This window comes from Hymenobacter jeollabukensis (assembly GCF_005771675.1).
Classification (GTDB): domain Bacteria; phylum Bacteroidota; class Bacteroidia; order Cytophagales; family Hymenobacteraceae; genus Solirubrum; species Solirubrum jeollabukense.
In genome coordinates, this window is the sequence record NZ_VAJM01000001.1 from 233,222 (window position 1) to 253,797 (window position 20,576).

Sequence of the window (20,576 nt, forward strand, 5' to 3'; positions counted from 1 at the left end):
GCACTTGTTGTCCACCTTACCTTCTATCATTCGTGCGTCGCCCCGGCAAATCCTTTGTGTTTCCGCTGCTCTCCGGCTTCTTGCTGCTGCTGGGCCTGTTGGTGCTGCAGCTGCAACTGTTTCTCGGCGTCCAGTTCGTCATTAGCTCGGCCGTCCTGCTGCTCGGCGCAGTCTTGCTGGCCCCGCTGACATTTATCTACACCCGGCAGCCGCTGCGGGCCTACCTGCGGGCCACCACGGCCGCGCTGGCCCTGGCGGTGGTGTTGCCGTTCGTGCTGGCCGGTTGGCAAGCCGACGTTTCCCGCCGCCGCGCCGCCACGCTGATTCAGTCCTTGGAGCAATACCGCACCCGGCAGGGCCACTACCCCGATTCCTTGGCGCAGCTGGTGCCGACGTATCTGCCGGCCGAGCCGCACACGGCTTACGCCCTGGGGCAGTACACCTTCTACTACCACTCCGATGCAGCCGATACGTCGCGGGCCGGCGGCTACCAGCTGGGGTACGACGAGGGCCTGATGGTGCAGTCGTTTTACCACGGCCCCGGCGGCCGCTGGCATTCCGACGACTGATTCCGGCCAAAAACCAGAACTTCGGCCCCGAATCAGCCCATTCGTATGCCCCTGCCCGCCCCCACCGCTTCCGCGTTTCGCACCATCACGCCCGGCACCCTGCCCGGCCCCGAGTGGCACCAGTTCATGCTCGGCGCCGTGGCCCCGCGGCCCATTGCCTTCGTCAGCACCATCGACCGGGCCGGCAACGTGAACCTGAGCCCGTTCTCGTTTTTCAACGTGTTCAGCTCCAACCCCGCCACGCTCATCTTCTCGCCGGCCAACCGCGTGCGCGACAACACCCAGAAGCACACCCTTTACAACGTGCGCGACGAGGTGCCCGAGTGCGTCATCAACATCTGCGACTACCCGCTGGTGGAGCAAATGTCGCTGGCCTCGACCGAGTACGGCCGCGAGGTCAACGAATTCCGCAAGGCGGGCCTCACCGAGCTGGCCGCCGACAAGGTGCGCCCGCCCCGCGTGGCCGAGTGCCCGGTCTCGTTTGAGTGCGTGGTGGAGCAGGTCATTGCCATCGGCGACCAGCACGGCGGCGGCAACCTGGTCATCTGCCGGGTGGTGCAGAGCCACTTCCGCGAAGACATTCTGCTCGCCAACGGGGCCGGCATCGACCCGCACAAGTTCGACGCGGTAGCCCGCCTCGGCGGCGACTGGTACAGCCGCGTCATTCCCGAAAGCCTGTTCGAAGTGCCCAAGCCCAACCGCCACAAGGGCATCGGCATTGATGAGCTGCCGGTCCACATCCGCCACTCGGAGGTGCTGACGGGCAACAACCTGGGCCGCCTGGGCAACATCGAGCGCGAAGCCCTGCCCACGGCCGCCGACGCGCAGGCCTACCGCGACGAGCCGCTGGTGGCCTTCACGCTGAACAAATACGCCGACAACGCCCCGGAGCTGCGCCGTCATCTGCACCGGCTGGGCCAGCAGCTGCTGGAAGAAGGCCGCCTGCTCGACGCCTGGAAAGTGCTGCTGCTGGCCGAGTAAGCTAGCGGCCCCGCACGATGGTGTAGGGCACGCGGACGTGGAAAGTAGTGTCGCGGCCCAAGTAGCGGTGCGTGATAGTGCCCGTCCACTCGGCCCGGCGACGCGTGAGGCCGGAGGGAAGAGCCGGCACCACAAACGCGACCTGCCCATACCCGGCCGCGTCCACCGAAATGGGCTGCCCGTTGCAGGTCATTTTCAGCGTCCGGTTGGCATTCAGGGCCGTCGTCAGCAGCAGGGTCGCCCGGTACGTCGCGCCCGGCGCCACCGTGGCGTTGACGGCAATGGCCAGGGGGCGCGGCGTGGGTTTGAGCACGCCGGCTTCCGTCCGCGCCCGTAGCGCGGCCAGCACGGTCTCCTCGTCCAGCAGGGCGCGGGATTCGCGCTCGGCCAGCGCGGCCAGCACCGCCACCAGCGGCGCGTCGGTGAAGTCGAAGGCGGCGGGCTCCGGCGCCAGCGTCGCCCCGGAAGCCAGGTTGGTGCCGGCCGCGGGCGGTAATGGCTGCCGCAGCAGGGCGTCGTGGCGGCGCAGCTGGATCTGCAGGCTGTCGACCACGGCGGCTCCCAGCAGGTCGGCTACTTCGCGGTGGGCATCCAGGTGCTCGAAACGGGCGGCGTTGCCCGTGGCGCGCAGCAGCCGTTCGCGCAGGCTCTGCAGGTAGCCCAGCAGGTGGCGTGTGCTGTCATGCACGGCCTCGGCCCGCCGAAGCGCCAGCGTGTCGGACGGCTGGCGCTGGTTGCGGTCGACCTGAGCGTGAATGGCCCGCAGGGTATGCTCGTTGGTTCGCCACAGCTCGGCATTGGTGGCCAGGAGCGCGTCATTGATGTACTCCAGGCGCAACAGCTCGGCCGAACGCCCGGCCGGCTGGCAGGAGGCTACGGCCAGCAGTACGCCTCCCAGCACTACCTGCCGCAACGGGCGGCGCCCCGGCACGCGCTGCTTCCACAACATAGTCTTCATTGAGCGGCTCATTTCGGCAGAATCGTGTAGGGTACGCGCAGGGTAAAGGTGGTATCCTGGCCGCGAAAGCCCCCCTGAATGCGCCCCTCCCAGGCAGCCGGGCCGGGGGCGGTGGCGGCGGGCACGACAAACGCCACCTGCCCCCGCCCATCGGGCCCGACCGGCACCGGCCGGCTATCGGCCTGCATGGTCAGGCGCCTTGTGGGGGCGCTAGTGGTCAAAAACAACGAGGCCCGGTAGGTTTCGCCGGCCCCGACTTCATCCGCCAGGGGCACGGCCATGGGTGCTATTTTATCGAATACGATAACTGGGCCGCCAACCTTCTGGCTCGGCAGCTGCAGGGCGGCCCGTTCCAGCCGGCGCACTTCGGCTTCCTGCCGCAGCAGAGTGGTCCGCGCGGCCGTCACGGTGGCTCCTTTGAATGCGACTTCGCCGTAGCGCCACGCCCGCAACGCCTTCAGCGCCGGGCTGATGCGGACATCGTCGGCCCCATCCAGCGCGAGCGGGGCGGCATCCGGCACGAACCGGCGGATGTAGCGGGCATAGGCGTTCAAGCGTTGCTGCAGCGTGTCGGCGCTGGCACCCGGTAGGCCCGCTGACTCGGGCAGGGAGGACACCGGGTCGGACGGCAACTGCTGCCGCAGCTGCCCGAGGTAGCCCGCCAGGCTGTCGGTGCGCGTGCGAATGGCTTCGGCCTCGCGCAGCACGGCCACGTCCCGGGGCTGCCAGCCGTTGCGTTTCACCTGCTCCGTCAGGTTAGCCAGGGTGCTCCGAGCCTGGTGGCGGCTCTGCTGGTTGAGCAGCGTCAGCGTCTGTTCCAGCGACTGGTACCGGGCCAGCTCGGCGGCTGAGGGGGCCGCTTGGCACGCGCTCAGTCCGGCAAGCAGCAGGCCGCTGCCGCGGCGGATAATGGCGGACCAGGTTGGATTCATTGGCAAAGCGCGGAGGCGGTGAGAAGTTGAGCCGGCAGTATACATCAAATTCTCCGGTGCCTGCCTCAGCGGCCCACAGGCGCGGTTTACAGCGGCCGTTCCATTTCGTACAGCTCCAGGGCGGTCTGCGTCCAGCCGCAGCTCCGTAGCAGGGCCTGCCCCGGGCCGGGCGGCAGCAGGCAGGGCATCAGCAGCGGCTTGCCGGCGTAGCGCGCTTCGAGGGCGCGCAACAGGCGCGTGCCCCAGCCCTGCCGGCGGTGCGCTGTGGGTACCACCAGGCTCAGCAGCACGGTTTTGTCGGCCTCGGGGCGCACCAGGGCGTAGGCCTGCTCGCCCAGCTGCCAGGCCTGCACGAAGGGCGCGGTGGTGGCGGCCAGCGTCTCGCCGGCCAGCATCCACGGCAGGTCCGCGTCGCTGTGCCGGCTGATCTGCCGCGCCACCTCAGCCGGGTCGGCTTCTGTCAGCTCGTGAGTCGGGGCCGCGCCCGATGCAGGGCCGGCGGGGGCACCGAAGCCGCTCAGGGTGCGGGTGATGCCAAAGCCCAGCCGCTCGTACAGCCGGATGGCGGCCGGGTTGTTGGTAAACACTTCGAGCATGATGCGCCGGTCGCCGCGCTGCCGGGCTTCGTCGATGGCCGTTTGCAGCATCGGCTTGCCCAGGCCCCGCCCCCGCGCCTCCACCACCAGGCCCATGGCGGCCACGCGGCTCGTCCAGCCCCGCCGGCTGATGTAGACCACGCCCACTAATTCCCCGTCGCAGTACCAGAGGCGGCTGGCTTCGGCGTCGAGGTGCTCCCCGCGGAAGCGGCGCTGAAAGCTGGCCACGTCGAAGCGCAGGGGCACGATGTACTGCTCGAAGGAGCAGTTCATGGCCGCAGCCTGCTCGGCGGCGGAACACTCCAATAGGGTTCGGGAAGTAAGACGGTCGGCGGAGAAAGTCATGGCGGCAAGTTGCGCAAATGCTGCGCTTGAAGCCAGTGCCTGTACAGGCAGCCGAAAGGCAAGCGCACGAAAAAGCCCGCACCAAAGCGCGGGCTCAAATCGTCCACAAAATCCGTACAATCCGAACCGACGGTCGGCGTAGCCAAAAATCCGTCGAATCCGTGGTCCGTGGCTCCTTAGTTGCGCACGGCAATCATCAGGCCCAGCTCCTTGTAGCGCAGGTTGTACTTGCGCGCAATCATGGCGTTGGTCAGGGAGCCTTTGTAGAGGTACACGCCCGAGCGGAAATGCTCGTCGGCGAACAGGGCCTCGTTGATGCCGCCCTGCTGGCTGATTTCCTGCAGAATGGGCGTGAAGATGTTGCTGAGCGCGTTGGAGGCCGTGCGCGGCACCCGCGAGGCAATGTTGGGCACGCAGTAGTGAATCACGTCGTACTTGCGGTACACCGGCCGGGCGTGCGAGGTCATTTCGCTGGTCATGAAGCAACCGCCCTGGTCGATGCTCACGTCGATAATCACCGAGCCCGGCGACATGGTGCTGACCACGTCCTCGGATACCATAAACGGAATGCGGCCCTCCTCGGCGTTCAGCGCCCCGATAACCACGTCGGCGCGGCGGACCTGCTGGCTGAGCGTGAACGAGTCGAAGGTGCTGGTGAACAGCTGCGGGGCGCCCAGGTTCTGCTTGAGGCGGCGCAGCTTGTAGAGGTGGTTGTCGAACACCTTCACGTCGGCGCCCAGGCCGATGGCGGCGCGGGCGGCGTACTCGGCCACCGTGCCGGCCCCCAGAATGACCACCTGCGAGGGTGGCACCCCGGTAATGCCGCCCAGAATGATGCCCTTGCCCTCGTTGCCCAGGGCCAGGTACTCGGCCGCCACCAGCATCACCGTGGAGCCGGCAATTTCCGACATGGCCCGCACCACCGGCTTGGCGCCCGAAGGGTCCTTGATCAGCTCAAACGCAATGGCGTTGACCTTCTTGCGCTGCAAAGCCAGCAGGTATTCCACCGAGAGGGAGCCGAGCTGCAGGGCCGAAATCAAGGTCTGGCCCGCGTGCAGGTGCTCCATTTCCTCCAGCGTGGGCGGGGCAATCTTGAGGATGAGGTCGGCCTCGTACACTTCCTTGGGCGTGTACACGATGCTGGCCCCGGCCTCGGAGTAGTCGTGGTCGGAGTACTTGCTGGGCTCCCCCGCCCCGCTTTCCAGTACCACCTCGTGGCCCTCGTTGACGAGGTGCTTCACCGCCTCGGGCGTGAGGCCCACGCGGTTTTCCTGCAGCGAAGTTTCGCGGGGCAGCCCGATGAACAGCCGGCGCTTGCGCGTCTCGACGGCCAGCATGGATTCCTGGGGCACGTAGGCCCGGCCGGGCGCGGTCAGCGAGGAGAAGCCGGGGGGGAGCTGGTCGGGCATTGTGGAGGGGGTGGTCGAAGCGAAAATGGGCGGGCGTAACGGTCGGGGTCAGTCCGCCTCGCGCTGCACCCGGACCCGGCGCGACTCCGGCCCCGTGACGTCCACGGTGACGAGCAGCCGATCCGGCGGAAGCAGCGGCCCGACGCGGCTGGGCCATTCGATCAGGCAAAGATAACCGGAATCGAAGTACTCCTGCGCCCCGATGCGCAGGGCCTCGTCCACGGAGTCGATGCGGTAGAAATCGAAGTGGTAAATGGGCCGGCCCAGGGCGTCGCGGTACTCGTTGACGAGCGAGAAGGTGGGGCTGCTCACGTCGTCCTGCACGCCCAGCACGGCGCACAGGGCCTTGATGAGGGTGGTTTTGCCCGCGCCCATCTCCCCTTCCAGCAGCACCACCGGGCAGCCGGCGGCGGCAAGGATGGCTTTGAGCTCTTGGGCGGCGGCGGGCAGGGCGGCCAGCGTCGGAATGTCGATATCGGCAAGCATGGGCGCAAAGGTATCAGGGAAACGCCGCTGGTGCCGAATCCGCTCCTGACGTGACTTTTCCGGCCGAAAACCGTTTGAGCGTCTAACTTGCGGCGCCGTGGCCCGGCCGGGGCCGCCGCGTTTGCCACGCGTACCAGCACCATTTTTCATGCAAGTTTCCAAAATGGCCGGCAGCCTCATCGGCTCCGAAATCATCAAAATCGGCAACGAGGTCAACGACATGATCCGCAAGGGGGAGCAGATCTGCAACCTCACCATCGGCGACTTCGACTCCGGCATTTTCCCGATTCCCAGCGAGTTGGAAGCCGAAATCACCGCCGCTTACCAAGCCGGCAACACCAACTACCCGCCCGCCAACGGCGTGCTCGACCTGCGCCAGGCGGTCAGCCAGTTCCTGGAAACGCGCCTGGGCCTCAAGTACTCGCCCAACGACATCCTGGTGGCCGGCGGCTCCCGCCCCCTCATCTACGCCACCTACATGGCCCTGATTGACCCGGGCGACAAGGTGGTTTTCCCGGTGCCCTCCTGGAACAACAACCACTACTGCCACCTCAGCGGCGCCGAGCAGGGCCTGGTGGAAACGCGGCCCGAAAACAACTTCATGCCCACCGCCGCCGAGGTAGCCCCGCACCTCGCGGGCGCCACCTTGCTGGCCCTTTGCTCGCCGCTCAATCCCACCGGCACCGTCTTCTCCCGGGCCGACCTGGAAGAAATCTGCGACCTGGTCATTGCCGAAAACCAGCGCCGCGGCCCCGACGAAAAGCCGTTGTACATCATGTACGACCAGATTTACTGGCTGCTGACTTTCGGTGACACCAAGCACTTCGACCCGGTGAACCTGCGCCCCGAGCTGCGCGAGTACGTCATCTACATCGACGGCATTTCGAAGGCTCTGGCCGCCACCGGCGTGCGCGTGGGCTACGCCTTCGGCCCCAGCCTGATCATCGACAAGATGAAGGCCATTCTGGGTCACATCGGCGCCTGGGCGCCCAAGGCCGAGCAGGTGGCCACCGCCCACTACCTGCCCCGCACCACCGAAGTCGACGGCTTCGTCGACGGCTTCCGGGATAAAATCCAGGCCAGCCTCGACGCGCTCTACCACGGCCTGCAGGAGCTGCAGCAGCAGGGCTACCCGGTGCAGGCCGTCGAGCCGATGGGCGCCATCTACCTCACCATCAAGCTCGACGTACTGGGCAAAACCACGCCCGCCGGGCAGGTGCTCAGCACCACGCAGGAGCTGACGTCTTACCTTATCAGCGCCGCCCGCCTGGCCCTGGTGCCGTTCAGCGCGTTCGGCACGGCACCCACCGCGCCGTGGTTCCGGGCTTCAGTTGGCGGCGCTTCTCTGGAGTCGATTCAGGCCGCGCTGCCCCGCCTGAAGGCCGCGCTCGACGCGCTCAAGTAAGAGCCTAAATAGCCCCAGACGCCTCTGAAAAGAACGTCATGTCGAGCGCAGCCGAGACATCTCGCGTGCTGACTTCGGATAGTAACCTGGCGACAGGAAATTACTATCCAGCGAGATGTCTCGGCTGTGCTCGGCATGACGTATTGAGTAGCCTGACGCTCAAAAAAGCACTACTGGCCGCTGGCTCCCCCGGAGTCGGCGGCTTTTTTTTCGGCGTCGCGCTGCTGGCGAAGCACCTCGTCGGTGCGGGTGTCGATGTAGAGCTGCTCGACCTTTTCGCGGGCCCAGGGCATGCGACGCAGAAAGTTCAGGCTGCTCTTAATGGTGGGGTTGTTGGCGAAGCAGTTGATGCGAATCAGGCGGTCCAGCTCCTGCCAGCCGTAGTGCTGCACGAGGTAGTCGAGAATCTGCGCCAGCTTGACGCCGTGCAGTTCGCGGATGAGGTAGCCGTTTTCGTCGCGGGCTTCGTCGGGGTGGGCGGGCATGGCAGCAGGTAGTTGAGCAGCGCAAAAGTAAGCCGCGCCCGCTGCTTACCGGTTACTGCTGCTTCTGGAGATGAAATGCCTGGTGCCAGGCGGCGTGGATAGCAAGCCGAAAGACCATCATGCTGAGCCCCGCGAAGCATGACGGCCAAATAGCAACAAAACTCATTCTGTGGTTGCTGCCCACAGCGCCTAATTGGCGCCTGATAGGATCATAACCGAACAGCCTGTCCATGAATGGACATATTTACAACGGCTTATCCACCCCAATTACAAGTTAACAAATTGATTTATAGAATATTATAATCATGGCATTGTCATTGGCTATATCCATAGCGAAGGCTACCGGTATTCATCAAAACCGGACACTCATTCACTTCCCCATTCGCCAACCACCAACCGAAATACTTTTTGCAACCTTTATGATATATCATAGTCTTTGCGCCAACCTCGCTCCGCATGCTCTCTTCCATCGTTTTTTACGCCCTCGACAAAGCCATCCGCAGCTACCGGCGCATGGCCCAGGCCAACATCGACCGCGCCGGCCTCGACATCACCGTCGACCAGTGGCTGGTGCTGCGGGTGCTGCTGGAGCACGACGACCTGACCCAGCACGACATTGCCGAGCGCGTATTCAAGGACCAGGCCTCGGTGGCCCGCATCCTGGCTTTGCTCACCCGCCGCGGCCTGCTCTCGGCCATTCCCCTGCCCCACGACGGCCGCCGCACCCAGCTGCGCGTGACCGAGGCGGGCCACCGCATCCTGGAAGCGGTGCAGCCCATCATCCTGCAGAACCGCGCCAAAGCCCTGGCCGGCATTTCCGAGGAGGAGTTGGCCCTGATGCGCCCCCTGCTCGACCGCATTGCCCTGAACTGCGCGCCCACTTCCTAGTGCCCGGCCTTGCTCCTGATTCTGACGCGTTTTTTTGATAATACGAAATCATTCGTACGTTTACTACGAAGTCGTTCGTAATACAGATTCACCTTTTACCCGCCGCCGTTGCCCTCCTCACTCCTGCCACTCTTGTTCCAGCCTTTCTTTGCTATGAAAACCTCCTACTCCTCCCCCCGCGCCACGCTGCTGCTGCTCTCCGGCCTCGGACTGGCGCAGGTGAGCTACGCCCAGACCGCGGCCACCGTAAGCGGCGCCGTGCGCTCCTCGGCCGGCGCCGCCATCGACTACGCCACCGTGACGCTGCACCGGGCCAAGGACTCGACCGTGGTCAAAACCGAGTTCAGCGACGACAAGGGGCTGTTTGCCTTCGAGCAGGCGCCGGCGGGCCAGTACCTCGTGTCGGCTTCGCAGGTGGGCTTTGAGCGGCAATGGTCGCGGCCGTTTGACGTGGGCGGCGAGAAAGTGGCGGTGCCGGCCCTGACCCTGGCGGCCAGCGCGGCCACCCAGCTCAAGGAGGTGAAGGTGACGGGCACGCGGCCGCAGTTTGAGCGCCTGGCCGACCGCACGGTGGTGAACGTGGAAAACTCGCCGCTGTCGGCCGGCAATACCTCGCTGGACGTGCTGCGCCGCTCCCCGGGCGTCACCGTCGATGGCAGCGACAACCTGGCGCTGCGCGGGCGGCAGGGGCTGCTGGTGCTCATCGACGGCAAGCGCCAGCCCATGACGGGCACCGAGCTGGCCGACTACCTGCGCAACCTGCCGGCCGACCAGGTGAAAAACATCGAGCTGATAACCAACCCGCCGGCCAAGTACGACGCCCAGGGCGGCGCGGGCATCATTGCCATCAACCTGAAAAAGGACCAGAAGCTGGGCACCAACGGCTCCGCCAACCTCAGCTACGGCTACGGGCGCTACGGCAAGTTTACCTCGGGCCTGTCGCTGAACCACCGCCGCAAGAACCTGAACGTGTTCGGCACCTACACCTTCGCCGACCGCCGCAACTGGAACGCGCTGACCATCAACCGCGACTTTTTTGTGAATCAGGATGGGGTGCGGACGCTGACGGGCCGCTCGTTTCTGGACAACGAGGGCGTGGGCCACGGCCGCTCCCACAACTGGAAAGCCGGCTTCGACTACTACCTCTCCGAGCGCACCGTGCTGGGCGTGGTGGCCAACGGGCTGGCCCTGCAAACCGACAGCCGCGGCAGCAACGACGTCAAATCCTACGCTTCGGATGGCAGCTTGAACGAGCAGTACACGTCGGTGAACCTGCGCGACGGCGACCTGCCCAACTACTCGCTGAACGCCAACTTCCGCCACACCTTCCAGGACTCTCTGGGCCAGCACGAGCTGACGGCCGATGCCGACTACGCCCGCTACGACTCGCGCCGCGGCCAGCGGCTCGACACGCGCTACACCCTGCCCGCCGAAACCCTGGACCGCCTGACCAGCGACCAGCGCAACGATCTGACCATTCAGTCGGTGAAGGCCGACTACACCCGGCCGCTGAGCAAGACCAGCCGACTGGAGGCGGGCAGCAAAGTCAGCTGGGTGCTGTCGGACAATGACTTGCTGTTCAAAGTGCCCGCCCGGGCCGGCGCCGTCGACGAGCTGGTGCGCGACCCGCGCCGCTCCAACCGCTTCCGCTACGACGAGAACATCCTGGCTGGCTACGTGAGCATGAGCCAGACCCTGCCCCAGTGGACGCTGCAGGCCGGCCTGCGCGGGGAGCAGACCAACGCCATCGGCCGGCCGGAAGCCGACTCGGGCCGCTTCGACCGGCACTATTTCCAGCTGTTTCCCTCGGCGGCCGTGAAGCACACCTTCTCCGACAAGAACGAAACCAGCCTCTCGCTGAGCCGCCGCATCGACCGGCCTTCCTACGGGCAGCTGAACCCTTTCAAGAGCTACATCAACCCGACCACCTACGGGGCGGGCAACCAGAACCTGCGCCCGCAGACCAGCTACAACCTGGAGCTGACCCACACCTTCCGCCAGAAGTACAGCGTGGGCCTGAGCTACGCCGTGACCAACAACCCCATCGTGGGCACGGTGCAGCCCGCCCCGGAAGGCGGCCGCACCGTGGTTTCGACCACCGAAAACCTGGACCGGCAGTTCAACTACGCCCTGACGCTGACCGCGCCGGTGGAAATAACGAAGTGGTGGAGCGTGTACAACAACGCGGTGCTCTACTACAGCCGCTTCCAGGGCAAGCTGGCCGGCACCACGCTCAACGCCGGCCGCCCGGCCTACAACCTGAGCAGCAACAGCACCTTCACGTTGGGCCACGACTGGAAAGCCGATTTGAACGCCAACTACGACTCGCCCAACCGCTACGCCTTCTTCGTGGGCCGGGGGCAGGGTCAGGTATCGTTGGGGGTGCAGAAATCGGTGTGGCACAACAAGGCCACGGTGAAGCTGAACGCCACGGACATTTTCTTCACCAACAAAACCCGCTCGACGGTGGCCTTCGACAACTACGGGGAGCGGTTCTTCCAGCGCTACGAGTCGCGGGTGGTGACGCTGTCGTTGAACTACCGCTTCGGCAACGACAAGGTGGCGCCGAGCAAGCGCCGCGGCGGCGGGGCCGAGGATGAGAAACGCCGCGCCGGGGGCAACTAGCATCCATTGGTCTGGCTTCCTGAGCAGAGCGAAGAACCTTTCTCGAACCCTGCATCAACCATAATGCGCAGCCACTATTGCCTAATCGTCTGGGCTTGGTGGCTGCGCTTCTTTTTTACCAAAAAAGCGTCGGCACTTCGTAGGCAGCGGCGGTGCAGGGTGCGAGGAAGGTCCTTCACTACGCTCAGGATAACGTTCATACGAATACCTATTTATATTTTTACTTACTATAAATCAGAAACTTACAGTTAATACGAAATTTTTCGTTGATAATATGCAACGGCGGTAATACTGATCGGTCTTTGCTACAACTTGAGCCGTTAGCCCTTTCGCGCAGCCAGTACGCGCAGCTCATTTTCCCTCCCCTTTCCCAGTAACCTTTTCGCTGGTGGACAGTGTCCACGGGCGACCCGCCGACCAAATTATACGAAAACATTCGTACAAACCTTGCCTGCCTTGCTATGAAAAAAGCTACTCTCCTCTCCCGGCCAGTGGCGCTCCGGCCGAACCTGTCGACTACCTGCGCGGCTGGGCTGGCGCTGGGCCTGCTGCTGAGTGCCACGGTCCCGGTGGCCGCCCAAACCGCCCCCGCGGCCGGCAGCACGGCCGCGAAAGTCACCGGCCGCATCAGCGGGGTGGTGCAGAATGCGGCCAGCAAGCAGCCGGTGGAGTTTGCCACGGTGGCCCTGCTGGCGACGGGCAGCGAAAAAGCGGTGCTGGCCGGCGCCTGCGACGAGAAAGGCGCCTTCGTGCTCGGCAACGTGCCGGTGGGCGAGTACACGCTGGCGGTGAGCTTCGTGGGCTACCAGCCGCAGCGGGTGCCGGTGGTGGTGACGGCCGAGCGCCTGGTGCTGGAGCTGCCGCCGGTGCTGCTGGCGGCCACGGCTACGCAGCTCAGCGAGGTGAAGGTGACGGGCGAGCGGGCCCTGGTGGAAAGCAAGGTGGACCGCATCGTGTACAACGCCGATAAGGACCTGACCAACAGCGGGGGCACTGCGGCCGACGTGCTGCAGAAGGCCCCGCTACTCACCGTGGACCTCGACGGCAACCTGCAGCTGCGCGGCTCCTCGAACATCCGGGTGCTGGTGAACGGCAAGCCCTCCACCCTGCTGGCGACCAACCTGGCGGAGGCGCTCAAGCAGATTCCGGCCGACCAGATCAAGTCGGTGGAAGTCATTACCTCGCCCTCGGCCAAGTACGACGCGGAGGGCACGGCGGGCGTGGTCAACATCATTCTGAAGAAAAACAACCTGGAGGGCAAGAGCGGCAACATCGGGGCGGGCGCGAGCAACCGCAACGCCTACGTAAACGGTAATTTCAACCAGCGTCGCGGCAAGCTGGGCCTGAACACGGGCCTGGGCACCAACCCCTTTTTCAACCTCGCCAAAAGCATGGCGCGCCGCACCGACTACCTCGGCGACAACGGCCAGAGCCAGCTGCTGCAAACCGGGCGCTTCCGCAACTCGGGCTGGGGCCTGTGGGGCAACCTGGGCCTGGACTACGACCTGACGCCCAAGGACGTGCTCAGCCTGGGCGTGCAGGGCAACTACCGTGGCTTTCTGAACGACCGGCAGCAGTACACCGACTACCGGCTGTTCCGCCCGGGCCAAGACCCGTTCGTGGACGCCTACAACCGCGACATCGACACGCGCGACGCCAACGGCAACGTGGACGTGAACCTGGGCTACACCAAGCAATTTACCAAGCCCAAGCAGGAGCTGAGCCTGCTGGGTCTCTACAGCGTGAATCTGGGCCGCACGCGCTATGAGCTGGACCAACAGCGCGGGGAGCGGACGGACTACCTGGAGCGGAGCCGCAACGACTCGCGCAACCGCGAAATCACCCTGCAGGCCGACTACGTGCAGCCCCTCGACAGCACGCAGACCCTGGAAACCGGCGCCAAAACCATCCTGCGCCACGTCGACAGCGACTACCGCATCGACGCGGACAGCCTCGACGGGCGCGGTTACCGGCCGGTGCCGGCCCGCTCCAACGAGTTTGGCTACGACCAGAACGTGTACGCCGGCTACGCTTCCTACGGCTTCGGCCTGGGCAAGAAATGGACCTTCAAGGCCGGGGGGCGGCTGGAGCACACGCGCATTGCCGGGGAGTTTCGGAGCACGGGCACCACGCTGCGCACCCACTACACCAACCTGGCGCCCAACCTGATGGCGGCCTGGGCCCTCACGCCCGACCACACCCTGAAGCTGAGCTACTCGCGGCGCATTCAGCGGCCGGGCATCTGGTACCTGAACCCCTACATCAACACCGCGGACCGGCGCAACGTGTCGTCGGGCAACCCGGACCTGCGCGCGGAGCTGACCGACGCCTACGAGCTGACTTACACCACCTTCATCAAGAAAAGCTCGGTGACGTTTTCGGGCTACTGGCGACAAACCAACAACGCCATCGAGAGCGTGGCGCGGCTGGTGCCCGGCTCGGAGCTGCTGGCCACCGCCGACACGACGCGCATCCTCTACACGACCTTCCGCAACCTGGCCCGCAACTCGAATTACGGCCTCTCGGCCTTCGGCTCGACCAAGCTGACGGAGAAGTGGAGCCTGAGCGGCAACATGAACTTCTACTGGCGGCAGGTGAGCAGCCCGGCCCTGGGCCTCTCGAACAGCGGGGGCATGTTCAACCTGAACCTGAACTCCTCCTGGCAATTCGAGAAGGGCTGGAGCGCGCAGTTCTTCGCCTTCGCCAACTCGCGGCAGGTCACCTTGCAGGGCCGCAACTCGGGCTACCGCATCTACAGCCTGGGGGCCAAAAAGGAGTTCTGGGACAAGAAAGCCAACGTGGTGGTGGCCGTCATCAACCCCTTCAACGCCCGCCTGGCCTTCCGCAACGACCTGGCCACGCCCAGCTTCGACTACGAAAACAACTCCTACTTCTACAACCGGCAGATCCGGGTGAGCTTCTTCTACCGCTTCGGCAAGATGGACAACCAGAGCCGCCCGAAGAAGAGCATTCAGAACGACGACCAGAAGCAGGGCGGCGGCAGCAACGGCTAAGCCGCCCCGCGCCCGACCAGAAGCATTGTCACCGCAGCGCAGCCCTTGCGTGGGTGAGTGAATTGAGAAGCCCGCACCTCGCGGTGGCAATGCTTCGTCGGGGCGTTATTCATTGTTCACGTCCAATTCTTCCCAGGTTTTGCGGCTGAGGTTAAGCTTGACGTTAAAATAACATATCCCGCCATCCCACACTTGGATAATTCTCTTTTTCCAGCCGGAGCCATCCGCCCCACAAAATCCGTTAATCCAGACCCGCTTTTCACCAGCAGTATCGATGACGGCAATCAACTGGCGTTTGTATCCTTTTGAATTCAGTAAAGGGCCAGTGTAGCCGTGCTGACGCTGGTACCGGTTCCAAGCCGCTACGCTCTGCTGCAATAACGAATCTGTTAGTACCAATTCACGTGGAGTTAACTCCAGATTGGTGGCGCCGCCGAATAATTCCTTGCGGCTATCCCGATAGAAGTACTCATCGGTTTTGTCGTATGAAAGGACAGCCATGGTGTCTAGGTCACGGGATGGTGATATTATTTCCCAGTCATCCACAGGCTGGGTCGACTGAGTCGGCTGAGTCGTCCGACAGTTCACCAGTAACAAGATTAGAATCAGAGCTACATATTTCATTTCGTGTTCAGTTCAGCCCGTACGTTACCGAAAGGTAGTACAGCCCGCCCACGCTCGGGCCGCCGAGAAAGGACACATAGTAGTCGTTCAGCACGTTGGTGGCGCCGAGCTTGAAGCGCAGGTCGGGCTTGGGCACGGTGTAGCTTAGCTGCGCATCGAGGGTGCCGTAGGCCGGCACGTAGCCGGTGACCAGGAAGGTCTGCGAGTAGTAGCGCTGCTGCCAGCGGTAGTTCAGCCCGAAACCCAGGCCGCAGAAGGCGTGCTCGTGGCCCAGGCTGAGGTTGTAGATCCAGCGCGGGGTGTTGAAGCCGTCTTCCAGCCCGTCGCCCGACTCGGTGCGGCGCAGGCGGGCGTAGGTGGCGTTGGCCCCGGCCAGCAGGCCGCCGGGCAGCTCGTAGCGCAGGCCCAGGGAGCCGCCGTAGTTGCTCACGCGGCTCTGGGAGTTGGTCCAGAGACGGTAGCGGGCCTGGGTGGCGCGGGCATTCAGGGCGGTGGCCACGGCATTGGGGTCGGCGGCGGGGCTAAGGGGCTGGCCGGCGGCATCAAGCGGCACGTAGGCTTCCACCTGGGCAATGAAGTCCTGGTAGCGGTTGTAGTAGAAGTCCACGTCGAGCAGCAGCCGGCCGCCCGGCAGCAGGGCCGCCTTGTAGCCTAGCTCCAGGGAGCGGATGTGCTCGGGCCGCAGGTAAGTGTAAGGGTTCTTGCGCAGCAGGCCCTGGTTGTGCCCGATGGCGAGGCGGCGCTTGTCCGCCGCCGGGGCGCCGCTGGTATTGGCGTTGACTTCGGCCGTCACGGCGGCGTTGAACTGGTCGATGCTGCTGCGCAGGTAGCTGTTTTCGAACACGCCATCGGACATCACCCGCAGCCCGCCGATGCGCTTCACCTGCCCGCTGTTCACGTTCGAAAAGCCCTCGAACAGGCTCGGAAACCGGTAGCCGCTCTGGTAGCTCAACCGGAAGTGGTGCCGCGCGGTGGGCGACAGGACGGCCGTCAGCCGCGGGTTCAGGCGGACCGCGAAGTAGTCGTTTTTGTCGGCGCGCAGGGTGGCCGTGAGGCGCAGCCGCTCGCGCCAGAGCCGGGCGCCGGCCTGCACGAAGCCGCCGGTCTTGCCGTAGGTGAGCGGGCTGAACTGGTCCTTGCCCGGCTCGGGGTTGATAAAGTAATTGCCGTCGGGCACGATGACGTAGGTGCGGTGGTCGAGGCCGGCGCGCAGGTCGTAGCGGGCGGGCAGGGCGGCCCAGGGGCCGCCGCGCAGGGCCTGGGCCACATCCACCTGGGTTTCGGCGTGGATGAGGTCGGCCCGCACCCGCAGCGCGGCGCCCTGGTCCCAGTTGTTGATGTCGGCCAGCTCCCGCAGTTTGGCCTCGAAGGCCGGCGTGCCGGGCTGCAGGCGGCCGGCATCGGCGGCCAGGCGGGCGGCAGCGTGGGCCTGCCCGACCGACTGCCCGGCCTGCACGGCGGCGTTCCAGGCGGCGGTGTAGTCGGTTTTCCACTGCGCGTCCGACTTGAAGCTGCGGTCCAGGTTTTCGGCGGCGGAGCGCAGGTTGTAGCTGCGGCCGGTGTTTTCGTGGGTGAAGTAGGCCCGGGCCTGCACCAGCGGTGTGGTCAGCGCCAGGGCGTGCTGCTGCAAGGTGTAGCCCGCCAGCCGAAAGCGGTTGGAGCGTTGGTACACGTTGTCGAGGCCGGCCACGCGGTAGGTGTAGGCCAGCTCGGTGCGGGCCGCGGGGCGGAAGTGCAGGGCCGCGTCGGCCTTGAGGTTGCGCAGGCGGTAGTCCACCACGTCCAGCTCGCGGTAGCCGGTGCGGGCCACGGTGTAGTCCTTGCCGCCCAAAGTGAACGTGGAGCGGTTCGACGACTCGTTGCCGTAGCCGCTCACCGGGTCGTAGGCCGGGTTCGAGGGGCCGCCGGGCAGCCCGGCCGAGGCATTGCCCTGCGGGTAAAGGTCCGTCAGGTCGCCTGCGACCCAGTCGTAGCCGCGGGTGTAAGTACCGTTGACTTTGAACGCCCACTTCGAACTCAGCACCCGGGCGTAGCGCAGGCTGGTTTCGCTGAAGAGCCGGGCGGCGCTGTTGGGGTCGTTCAGGTGGTTGACGCCGGTTTTTTGCAGCCCGCTCAGCCCCTCGGAGCTGAACGGGCTGCGGGTCGTGAAGTTGGCCAGCCCGTTGATGGCGTTCAGCCCGTAGAGCGCCGCCGCCGTGCCCGGCACGATTTCCACCGCCGCAATATCCAGGTCACTCGGCCCGAGGGCATTGCCGATGGGCCCGCCGATGTGCGGCGCCTGGTTGTCGATGCCGTCGACCAGCTGGGCAAAGCGTACGTTGGTGGTATTGGCGAAACCGCGGGCGTTGATGACCTTGAAGCCCAGGCTGGGCGTAATCACCTGCACGCCCTTCACCCCCTCAATGGCCTCGAAAAACGAGGGCGCCGGCGTCAGGCGCAGAGCCCGGGCGCTTAGCTTCTCCACCGTCACCGGCGACTGAAGGATGCTTTCCTCGACCCGCGAGGCCGCCACTACCACCTCGCCCAGGGCAATGGGCGCCCGGCGGGCGGTATCGGCCGGCGTGGCAGCACTAGTCGTCGGCACGGTTTGGGCCGTAGCCGCGCCGAGTGGCCAGGCCGTCAGGCAGGAAAGCGCGGCGGCGGGCCGCAACCAGCGTAGCAATTCGCTCATGTAGTAACCCCAGTGAAGTCGTCGGCGGGGCGGCTCAGCCACCCGCTATGCCGGGAAAGGGCGCTTCGTTTGCAACCGCAACGATGCGTTATTCCCGGTCAAACATAACGACACTTCACCCGCTGGGTTACGCTAGCCGTGCAGGCGGGCGGTTTCGGCTTCCACAAAGGCCTGAAAGCGAAGCTGCAGCGCCTCGAAATCGGCTACGGCCTGCGCGCCGGCATCCGTCAGGTGCGCCCCGCCGCCGCGCTGCCCGCCGGTTTGGGTGCTCACCAGCGGCACCCGCGCCTGGGTGTTCATCGAGCTGACCAGCTCCCAGGCCCGCTTGTAGGACATGTTCATGGCCTGCGCGGCCTTGGAAATGGAGCCCAGCAGCTGAATGTGCTGCAGCAGCTCCAGCCGCCCGATGCCGAGGAATCGGTCCGCGGGGCCTTCGATCCAGAGGCGGCCGTTGACGCGGAAGGTGGCGGGGTCGGGAAAGACGTCTTTCATGGAAAACAACGAGCCGCAGGGTTCGGCTTTTCGGCAAAATACGCGCCCCTGCTCTTTCCGACGCCAAAATCAGCTCTGCTTCCGTTCCTTCACCGACCATGAGAGTTGGCAGATCATCCAATTTGGAATCAATTTATTACCTTATTCAAGAATTATTTGTTTTATTTGACTAAAACAACCGCCGCGCACCACAGGTTGCCAGCCTCTGGAATACGCGTAGATTCTGCTTTATCAGCCGTTCGTCCACCATTTGCGCGGCTCTTTGGCCGCCGATAATCCTCTTTGCCATGCCGTTGCTGTTCAACGCCACTGCTCCGACGCAGGTGGCTCCCGCACGCGCGTCCCGGCCTCGCTCGGCTGCGGCGGCACTGCTCCCCTACTCCGGCCCGGCGCTGCTGGCGGTGCTGAGCCTGGGCATGCTGGTCAGGGTGTACCACTTCGCCTACGACCGGTCTTTCTTCATCGACGAAATCTACCTGAACGTCAACTTCGTGGGCCGCAGCTTCTGGCAGCTGGCCACCGAGCCGCTGCTCTACGAGCAGAAAGCCCCCCTGGGCTACCTCTGGACGGTAAAGCTATTCGCCGTGCTGTTTGGACCGGGGCAGCAGGCGCTGCGCCTGTTTTCGCTGCTCAGCAGCCTGGCCGCCTTGCTAGTGCTGGTGCCGGTGGCCCGGCACTTCCTGCGGCCCTGGGGCGTGGTGGCCGCCGTGGCCATGCTGGCCGCCTCCGATTCCTGCATCTATCACGCCCTGGAGGCCAAACAGTACGCCGTGGAGCTGCTGGCCACGCTGCTGGCCCTGTGGCTCTACATCCGCTACCAACCGGTGCCCAGCCTGCGCGGGCAGCTGCAGTGGGGGTTGTTCGGCGCGTTGCTGGTGTGGTTTTCCTTCCCGGTGATATTCGTGCTGGCCGGCATGGCCGGGGCCCTGGGCATGGCCGCCCTGCTGCGCCGCGACTGGCGGCAGGTGCGGGCCTACGTGCTGCCCTTCAGCTGCTGGCTGCTGAGCTTCGGGCTGCAGTACGCGCTCTACATCAGCAAGTTTCCGCAGTCGGCCTGGCTGATGGACTTCTTCGACCAGCAGTACGACGCCTTCATGCCCTGGTCGCCGACGGCGCTGCTGCCCTGGCTGGCGCACAAAACCTACATGCTCACCCAGCACCCGTTGGGGCTGATGCCGCACAAGGAAGACTCCGAGTTCCTGCTGTTCTCGCCCTGGCGCTACGTGGTGAAGCTGGGCTGGCTGCACCTGGGCTTTCTGCTGGCCGGCGCCGCCCTGTTGCTGCGCGCCGACCGGCTGAAGTTCTTCGTGCTCACCCTGCCCATAGCCCTGATGCTGGTGGCCTCGGGACTAGGCGTGTACCCGGTTTTCGAGCGGTTTACGCAGTTTCTGGCCCCGGCCCTGATGCTGATGGCGGCCTACGGACTCGACCGCTTCCTCTACGCCGCTACGCCCCGCTTCCGGGCCGCGCCGCTGGTGCTGCTCGTCTTCTTCGCCCCGCCGTTTTACAACACTACGGCCCAGGCCCTGAACCCGAGCCGCTTCAAAAACCGCGAATACAACCGGGAGGTCATCATGTACGTCAACGCCCACTACCAGCCGGGCGACGTGGTGTACCTGTTCTGGAACATGCGCCACGTGTACGAGTACTATCAGGGCGCCTACGGCCTGCGCTTTACGCCCGTGAAGGGCAGCAACGTGAAAAACGAGTCGCACAATGCGACGGAGTTCATGCAGAAGCTGCAGCCGGATTTGGCCCGGCTGCAGGGCGCCCGCCGGGTCTGGTTCGTGTACGACTATGTGAACCGGGACCCCATCGGGGACTACGCCAACCAGCCGGCCTGGTACCACGAGGACGCATTCAAGCCCACCCAACCGCTGGAAGACTACTTCGCGCAGCACGGCCGCCGCATCGATTTCTTCCAGCTGGGCCCGCACACCGCCAGCCTCTACGAAATGCCCCGGCCGGCTGCCGCATCGAGCCCCAAGCCCTGATCGGGCTTCGGCTGTACCGCAAGGATACGTCGACTGGCAGTTGCCTGCAGTAGTCCACATCAGGCTGTTAGCAGGGTACCGGGCGGGCCTGCCAGGGCAGCC

16 protein-coding genes are annotated in these 20,576 nt (G+C 65.0%); 7 read left to right on the forward strand and 9 right to left on the reverse strand.

Annotated elements, in window-relative coordinates; all coding sequences use genetic code 11:
- Nucleotides 1–32 precede the first annotated feature (32 nt).
- Together FDY95_RS01055 and FDY95_RS01060 are read left to right on the forward strand one after the other, a co-directional pair.
- A complete protein-coding gene (locus FDY95_RS01055; RefSeq protein WP_138074869.1) occupies nucleotides 33–569 on the forward strand; it encodes a hypothetical protein in 537 nt (178 codons plus the stop codon).
- Nucleotides 570–614: 45 nt separating this feature from the next.
- Nucleotides 615–1,550 (forward strand): flavin reductase family protein, encoded by a 936-nt coding sequence (locus FDY95_RS01060; RefSeq protein ID WP_138074870.1) that lies wholly within the window; start codon nucleotides 615–617, stop codon nucleotides 1,548–1,550.
- A gap of 1 nt (nucleotide 1,551) precedes the next feature.
- Here FDY95_RS01060 and FDY95_RS01065 read toward each other — a convergent pair whose 3' ends face one another.
- The 5 genes from FDY95_RS01065 to tsaE form a co-directional block, all read right to left on the reverse strand.
- Entirely contained in the window at nucleotides 1,552–2,508 is a 957-nt protein-coding gene (locus tag FDY95_RS01065) for a hypothetical protein (protein WP_171025477.1), read from the reverse strand.
- 8 nt (nucleotides 2,509–2,516) lie between these two features.
- Nucleotides 2,517–3,440, reverse strand: coding sequence for a hypothetical protein (locus FDY95_RS01070; protein ID WP_138074872.1), 924 nt, complete (start codon nucleotides 3,438–3,440; stop codon nucleotides 2,517–2,519).
- 86 nt (nucleotides 3,441–3,526) lie between these two features.
- Entirely contained in the window at nucleotides 3,527–4,381 is an 855-nt protein-coding gene (locus FDY95_RS01075) for a GNAT family N-acetyltransferase (protein WP_138074873.1), read from the reverse strand.
- 176 nt (nucleotides 4,382–4,557) lie between these two features.
- Nucleotides 4,558–5,790 (reverse strand): alanine dehydrogenase, encoded by a 1,233-nt coding sequence (locus FDY95_RS01080; RefSeq protein WP_138074874.1) that lies wholly within the window; start codon nucleotides 5,788–5,790, stop codon nucleotides 4,558–4,560.
- Between the two features lie 48 nt (nucleotides 5,791–5,838).
- Nucleotides 5,839–6,276: a tRNA (adenosine(37)-N6)-threonylcarbamoyltransferase complex ATPase subunit type 1 TsaE gene (gene tsaE / locus FDY95_RS01085; RefSeq protein WP_138074875.1), complete on the reverse strand. Its 438-nt coding sequence runs from the start codon at nucleotides 6,274–6,276 to the stop codon at nucleotides 5,839–5,841.
- 148 nt (nucleotides 6,277–6,424) lie between these two features.
- Here tsaE and FDY95_RS01090 point away from each other — a divergent pair, with 148 nt between their 5' ends.
- Nucleotides 6,425–7,681, forward strand: coding sequence for a pyridoxal phosphate-dependent aminotransferase (locus FDY95_RS01090; RefSeq protein ID WP_138074876.1), 1,257 nt, complete (start codon nucleotides 6,425–6,427; stop codon nucleotides 7,679–7,681).
- 170 nt (nucleotides 7,682–7,851) lie between these two features.
- On the opposite strand, the gene FDY95_RS01095 is transcribed toward FDY95_RS01090, so the two are convergent.
- Nucleotides 7,852–8,166, reverse strand: coding sequence for a VF530 family protein (locus FDY95_RS01095; protein WP_138074877.1), 315 nt, complete (start codon nucleotides 8,164–8,166; stop codon nucleotides 7,852–7,854).
- A 456-nt stretch (nucleotides 8,167–8,622) separates the two neighbouring features.
- Here FDY95_RS01095 and FDY95_RS01100 point away from each other — a divergent pair, with 456 nt between their 5' ends.
- From FDY95_RS01100 to FDY95_RS01110, 3 genes are all read left to right on the forward strand, one after another.
- On the forward strand, nucleotides 8,623–9,054 hold the full coding sequence (locus FDY95_RS01100; protein ID WP_138074878.1) for a MarR family winged helix-turn-helix transcriptional regulator: 432 nt from the start codon (nucleotides 8,623–8,625) through the stop codon (nucleotides 9,052–9,054).
- 153 nt (nucleotides 9,055–9,207) lie between these two features.
- Nucleotides 9,208–11,679: a TonB-dependent receptor gene (locus tag FDY95_RS01105; protein WP_138074879.1), complete on the forward strand. Its 2,472-nt coding sequence runs from the start codon at nucleotides 9,208–9,210 to the stop codon at nucleotides 11,677–11,679.
- 461 nt (nucleotides 11,680–12,140) lie between these two features.
- Nucleotides 12,141–14,693 (forward strand): outer membrane beta-barrel family protein, encoded by a 2,553-nt coding sequence (locus FDY95_RS01110; RefSeq protein WP_138074880.1) that lies wholly within the window; start codon nucleotides 12,141–12,143, stop codon nucleotides 14,691–14,693.
- A gap of 105 nt (nucleotides 14,694–14,798) precedes the next feature.
- Here FDY95_RS01110 and FDY95_RS01115 read toward each other — a convergent pair whose 3' ends face one another.
- The 3 genes from FDY95_RS01115 to FDY95_RS01125 all read right to left on the reverse strand — a co-directional run bounded on the left by FDY95_RS01115 (nucleotide 14,799) and on the right by FDY95_RS01125 (nucleotide 18,480).
- Nucleotides 14,799–15,194: a hypothetical protein gene (locus tag FDY95_RS01115; protein ID WP_138074881.1), complete on the reverse strand. Its 396-nt coding sequence runs from the start codon at nucleotides 15,192–15,194 to the stop codon at nucleotides 14,799–14,801.
- 130 nt (nucleotides 15,195–15,324) lie between these two features.
- Entirely contained in the window at nucleotides 15,325–17,988 is a 2,664-nt protein-coding gene (locus tag FDY95_RS01120; protein ID WP_138074882.1) for a TonB-dependent receptor, read from the reverse strand.
- Between the two features lie 132 nt (nucleotides 17,989–18,120).
- Nucleotides 18,121–18,480 carry a winged helix-turn-helix domain-containing protein gene (locus FDY95_RS01125; protein WP_138074883.1) on the reverse strand — a complete coding sequence of 120 codons (360 nt, stop codon included), beginning with the start codon at nucleotides 18,478–18,480 and terminating at the stop codon, nucleotides 18,121–18,123.
- 287 nt (nucleotides 18,481–18,767) lie between these two features.
- Here FDY95_RS01125 and FDY95_RS01130 point away from each other — a divergent pair, with 287 nt between their 5' ends.
- Nucleotides 18,768–20,474, forward strand: a complete 1,707-nt coding sequence (locus FDY95_RS01130; RefSeq protein WP_138074884.1) for a glycosyltransferase family 39 protein — start codon at nucleotides 18,768–18,770, stop codon at nucleotides 20,472–20,474.
- Nucleotides 20,475–20,576: the final 102 nt, after the last annotated feature.

Coding starts and splice junctions, on each gene's coding strand:
- FDY95_RS01070 (WP_138074872.1), bottom strand. CDS start 3,440: ATGAATCCAACCTGGTCCGCCATTATCCGCCGCGGCAGCGGCCTGCTG.
- FDY95_RS01110 (WP_138074880.1), top strand. CDS start 12,141: ATGAAAAAAGCTACTCTCCTCTCCCGGCCAGTGGCGCTCCGGCCGAAC.
- FDY95_RS01115 (WP_138074881.1), bottom strand. CDS start 15,194: ATGGCTGTCCTTTCATACGACAAAACCGATGAGTACTTCTATCGGGAT.
- FDY95_RS01090 (WP_138074876.1), top strand. CDS start 6,425: ATGCAAGTTTCCAAAATGGCCGGCAGCCTCATCGGCTCCGAAATCATC.
- FDY95_RS01120 (WP_138074882.1), bottom strand. CDS start 17,988: ATGAGCGAATTGCTACGCTGGTTGCGGCCCGCCGCCGCGCTTTCCTGC.
- FDY95_RS01095 (WP_138074877.1), bottom strand. CDS start 8,166: ATGCCCGCCCACCCCGACGAAGCCCGCGACGAAAACGGCTACCTCATC.
- FDY95_RS01075 (WP_138074873.1), bottom strand. CDS start 4,381: ATGACTTTCTCCGCCGACCGTCTTACTTCCCGAACCCTATTGGAGTGT.
- FDY95_RS01130 (WP_138074884.1), top strand. CDS start 18,768: ATGCCGTTGCTGTTCAACGCCACTGCTCCGACGCAGGTGGCTCCCGCA.
- tsaE (WP_138074875.1), bottom strand. CDS start 6,276: ATGCTTGCCGATATCGACATTCCGACGCTGGCCGCCCTGCCCGCCGCC.
- FDY95_RS01080 (WP_138074874.1), bottom strand. CDS start 5,790: ATGCCCGACCAGCTCCCCCCCGGCTTCTCCTCGCTGACCGCGCCCGGC.
- FDY95_RS01105 (WP_138074879.1), top strand. CDS start 9,208: ATGAAAACCTCCTACTCCTCCCCCCGCGCCACGCTGCTGCTGCTCTCC.
- FDY95_RS01125 (WP_138074883.1), bottom strand. CDS start 18,480: ATGAAAGACGTCTTTCCCGACCCCGCCACCTTCCGCGTCAACGGCCGC.
- FDY95_RS01065 (WP_171025477.1), bottom strand. CDS start 2,508: ATGAAGACTATGTTGTGGAAGCAGCGCGTGCCGGGGCGCCGCCCGTTG.
- FDY95_RS01060 (WP_138074870.1), top strand. CDS start 615: ATGCCCCTGCCCGCCCCCACCGCTTCCGCGTTTCGCACCATCACGCCC.
- FDY95_RS01100 (WP_138074878.1), top strand. CDS start 8,623: ATGCTCTCTTCCATCGTTTTTTACGCCCTCGACAAAGCCATCCGCAGC.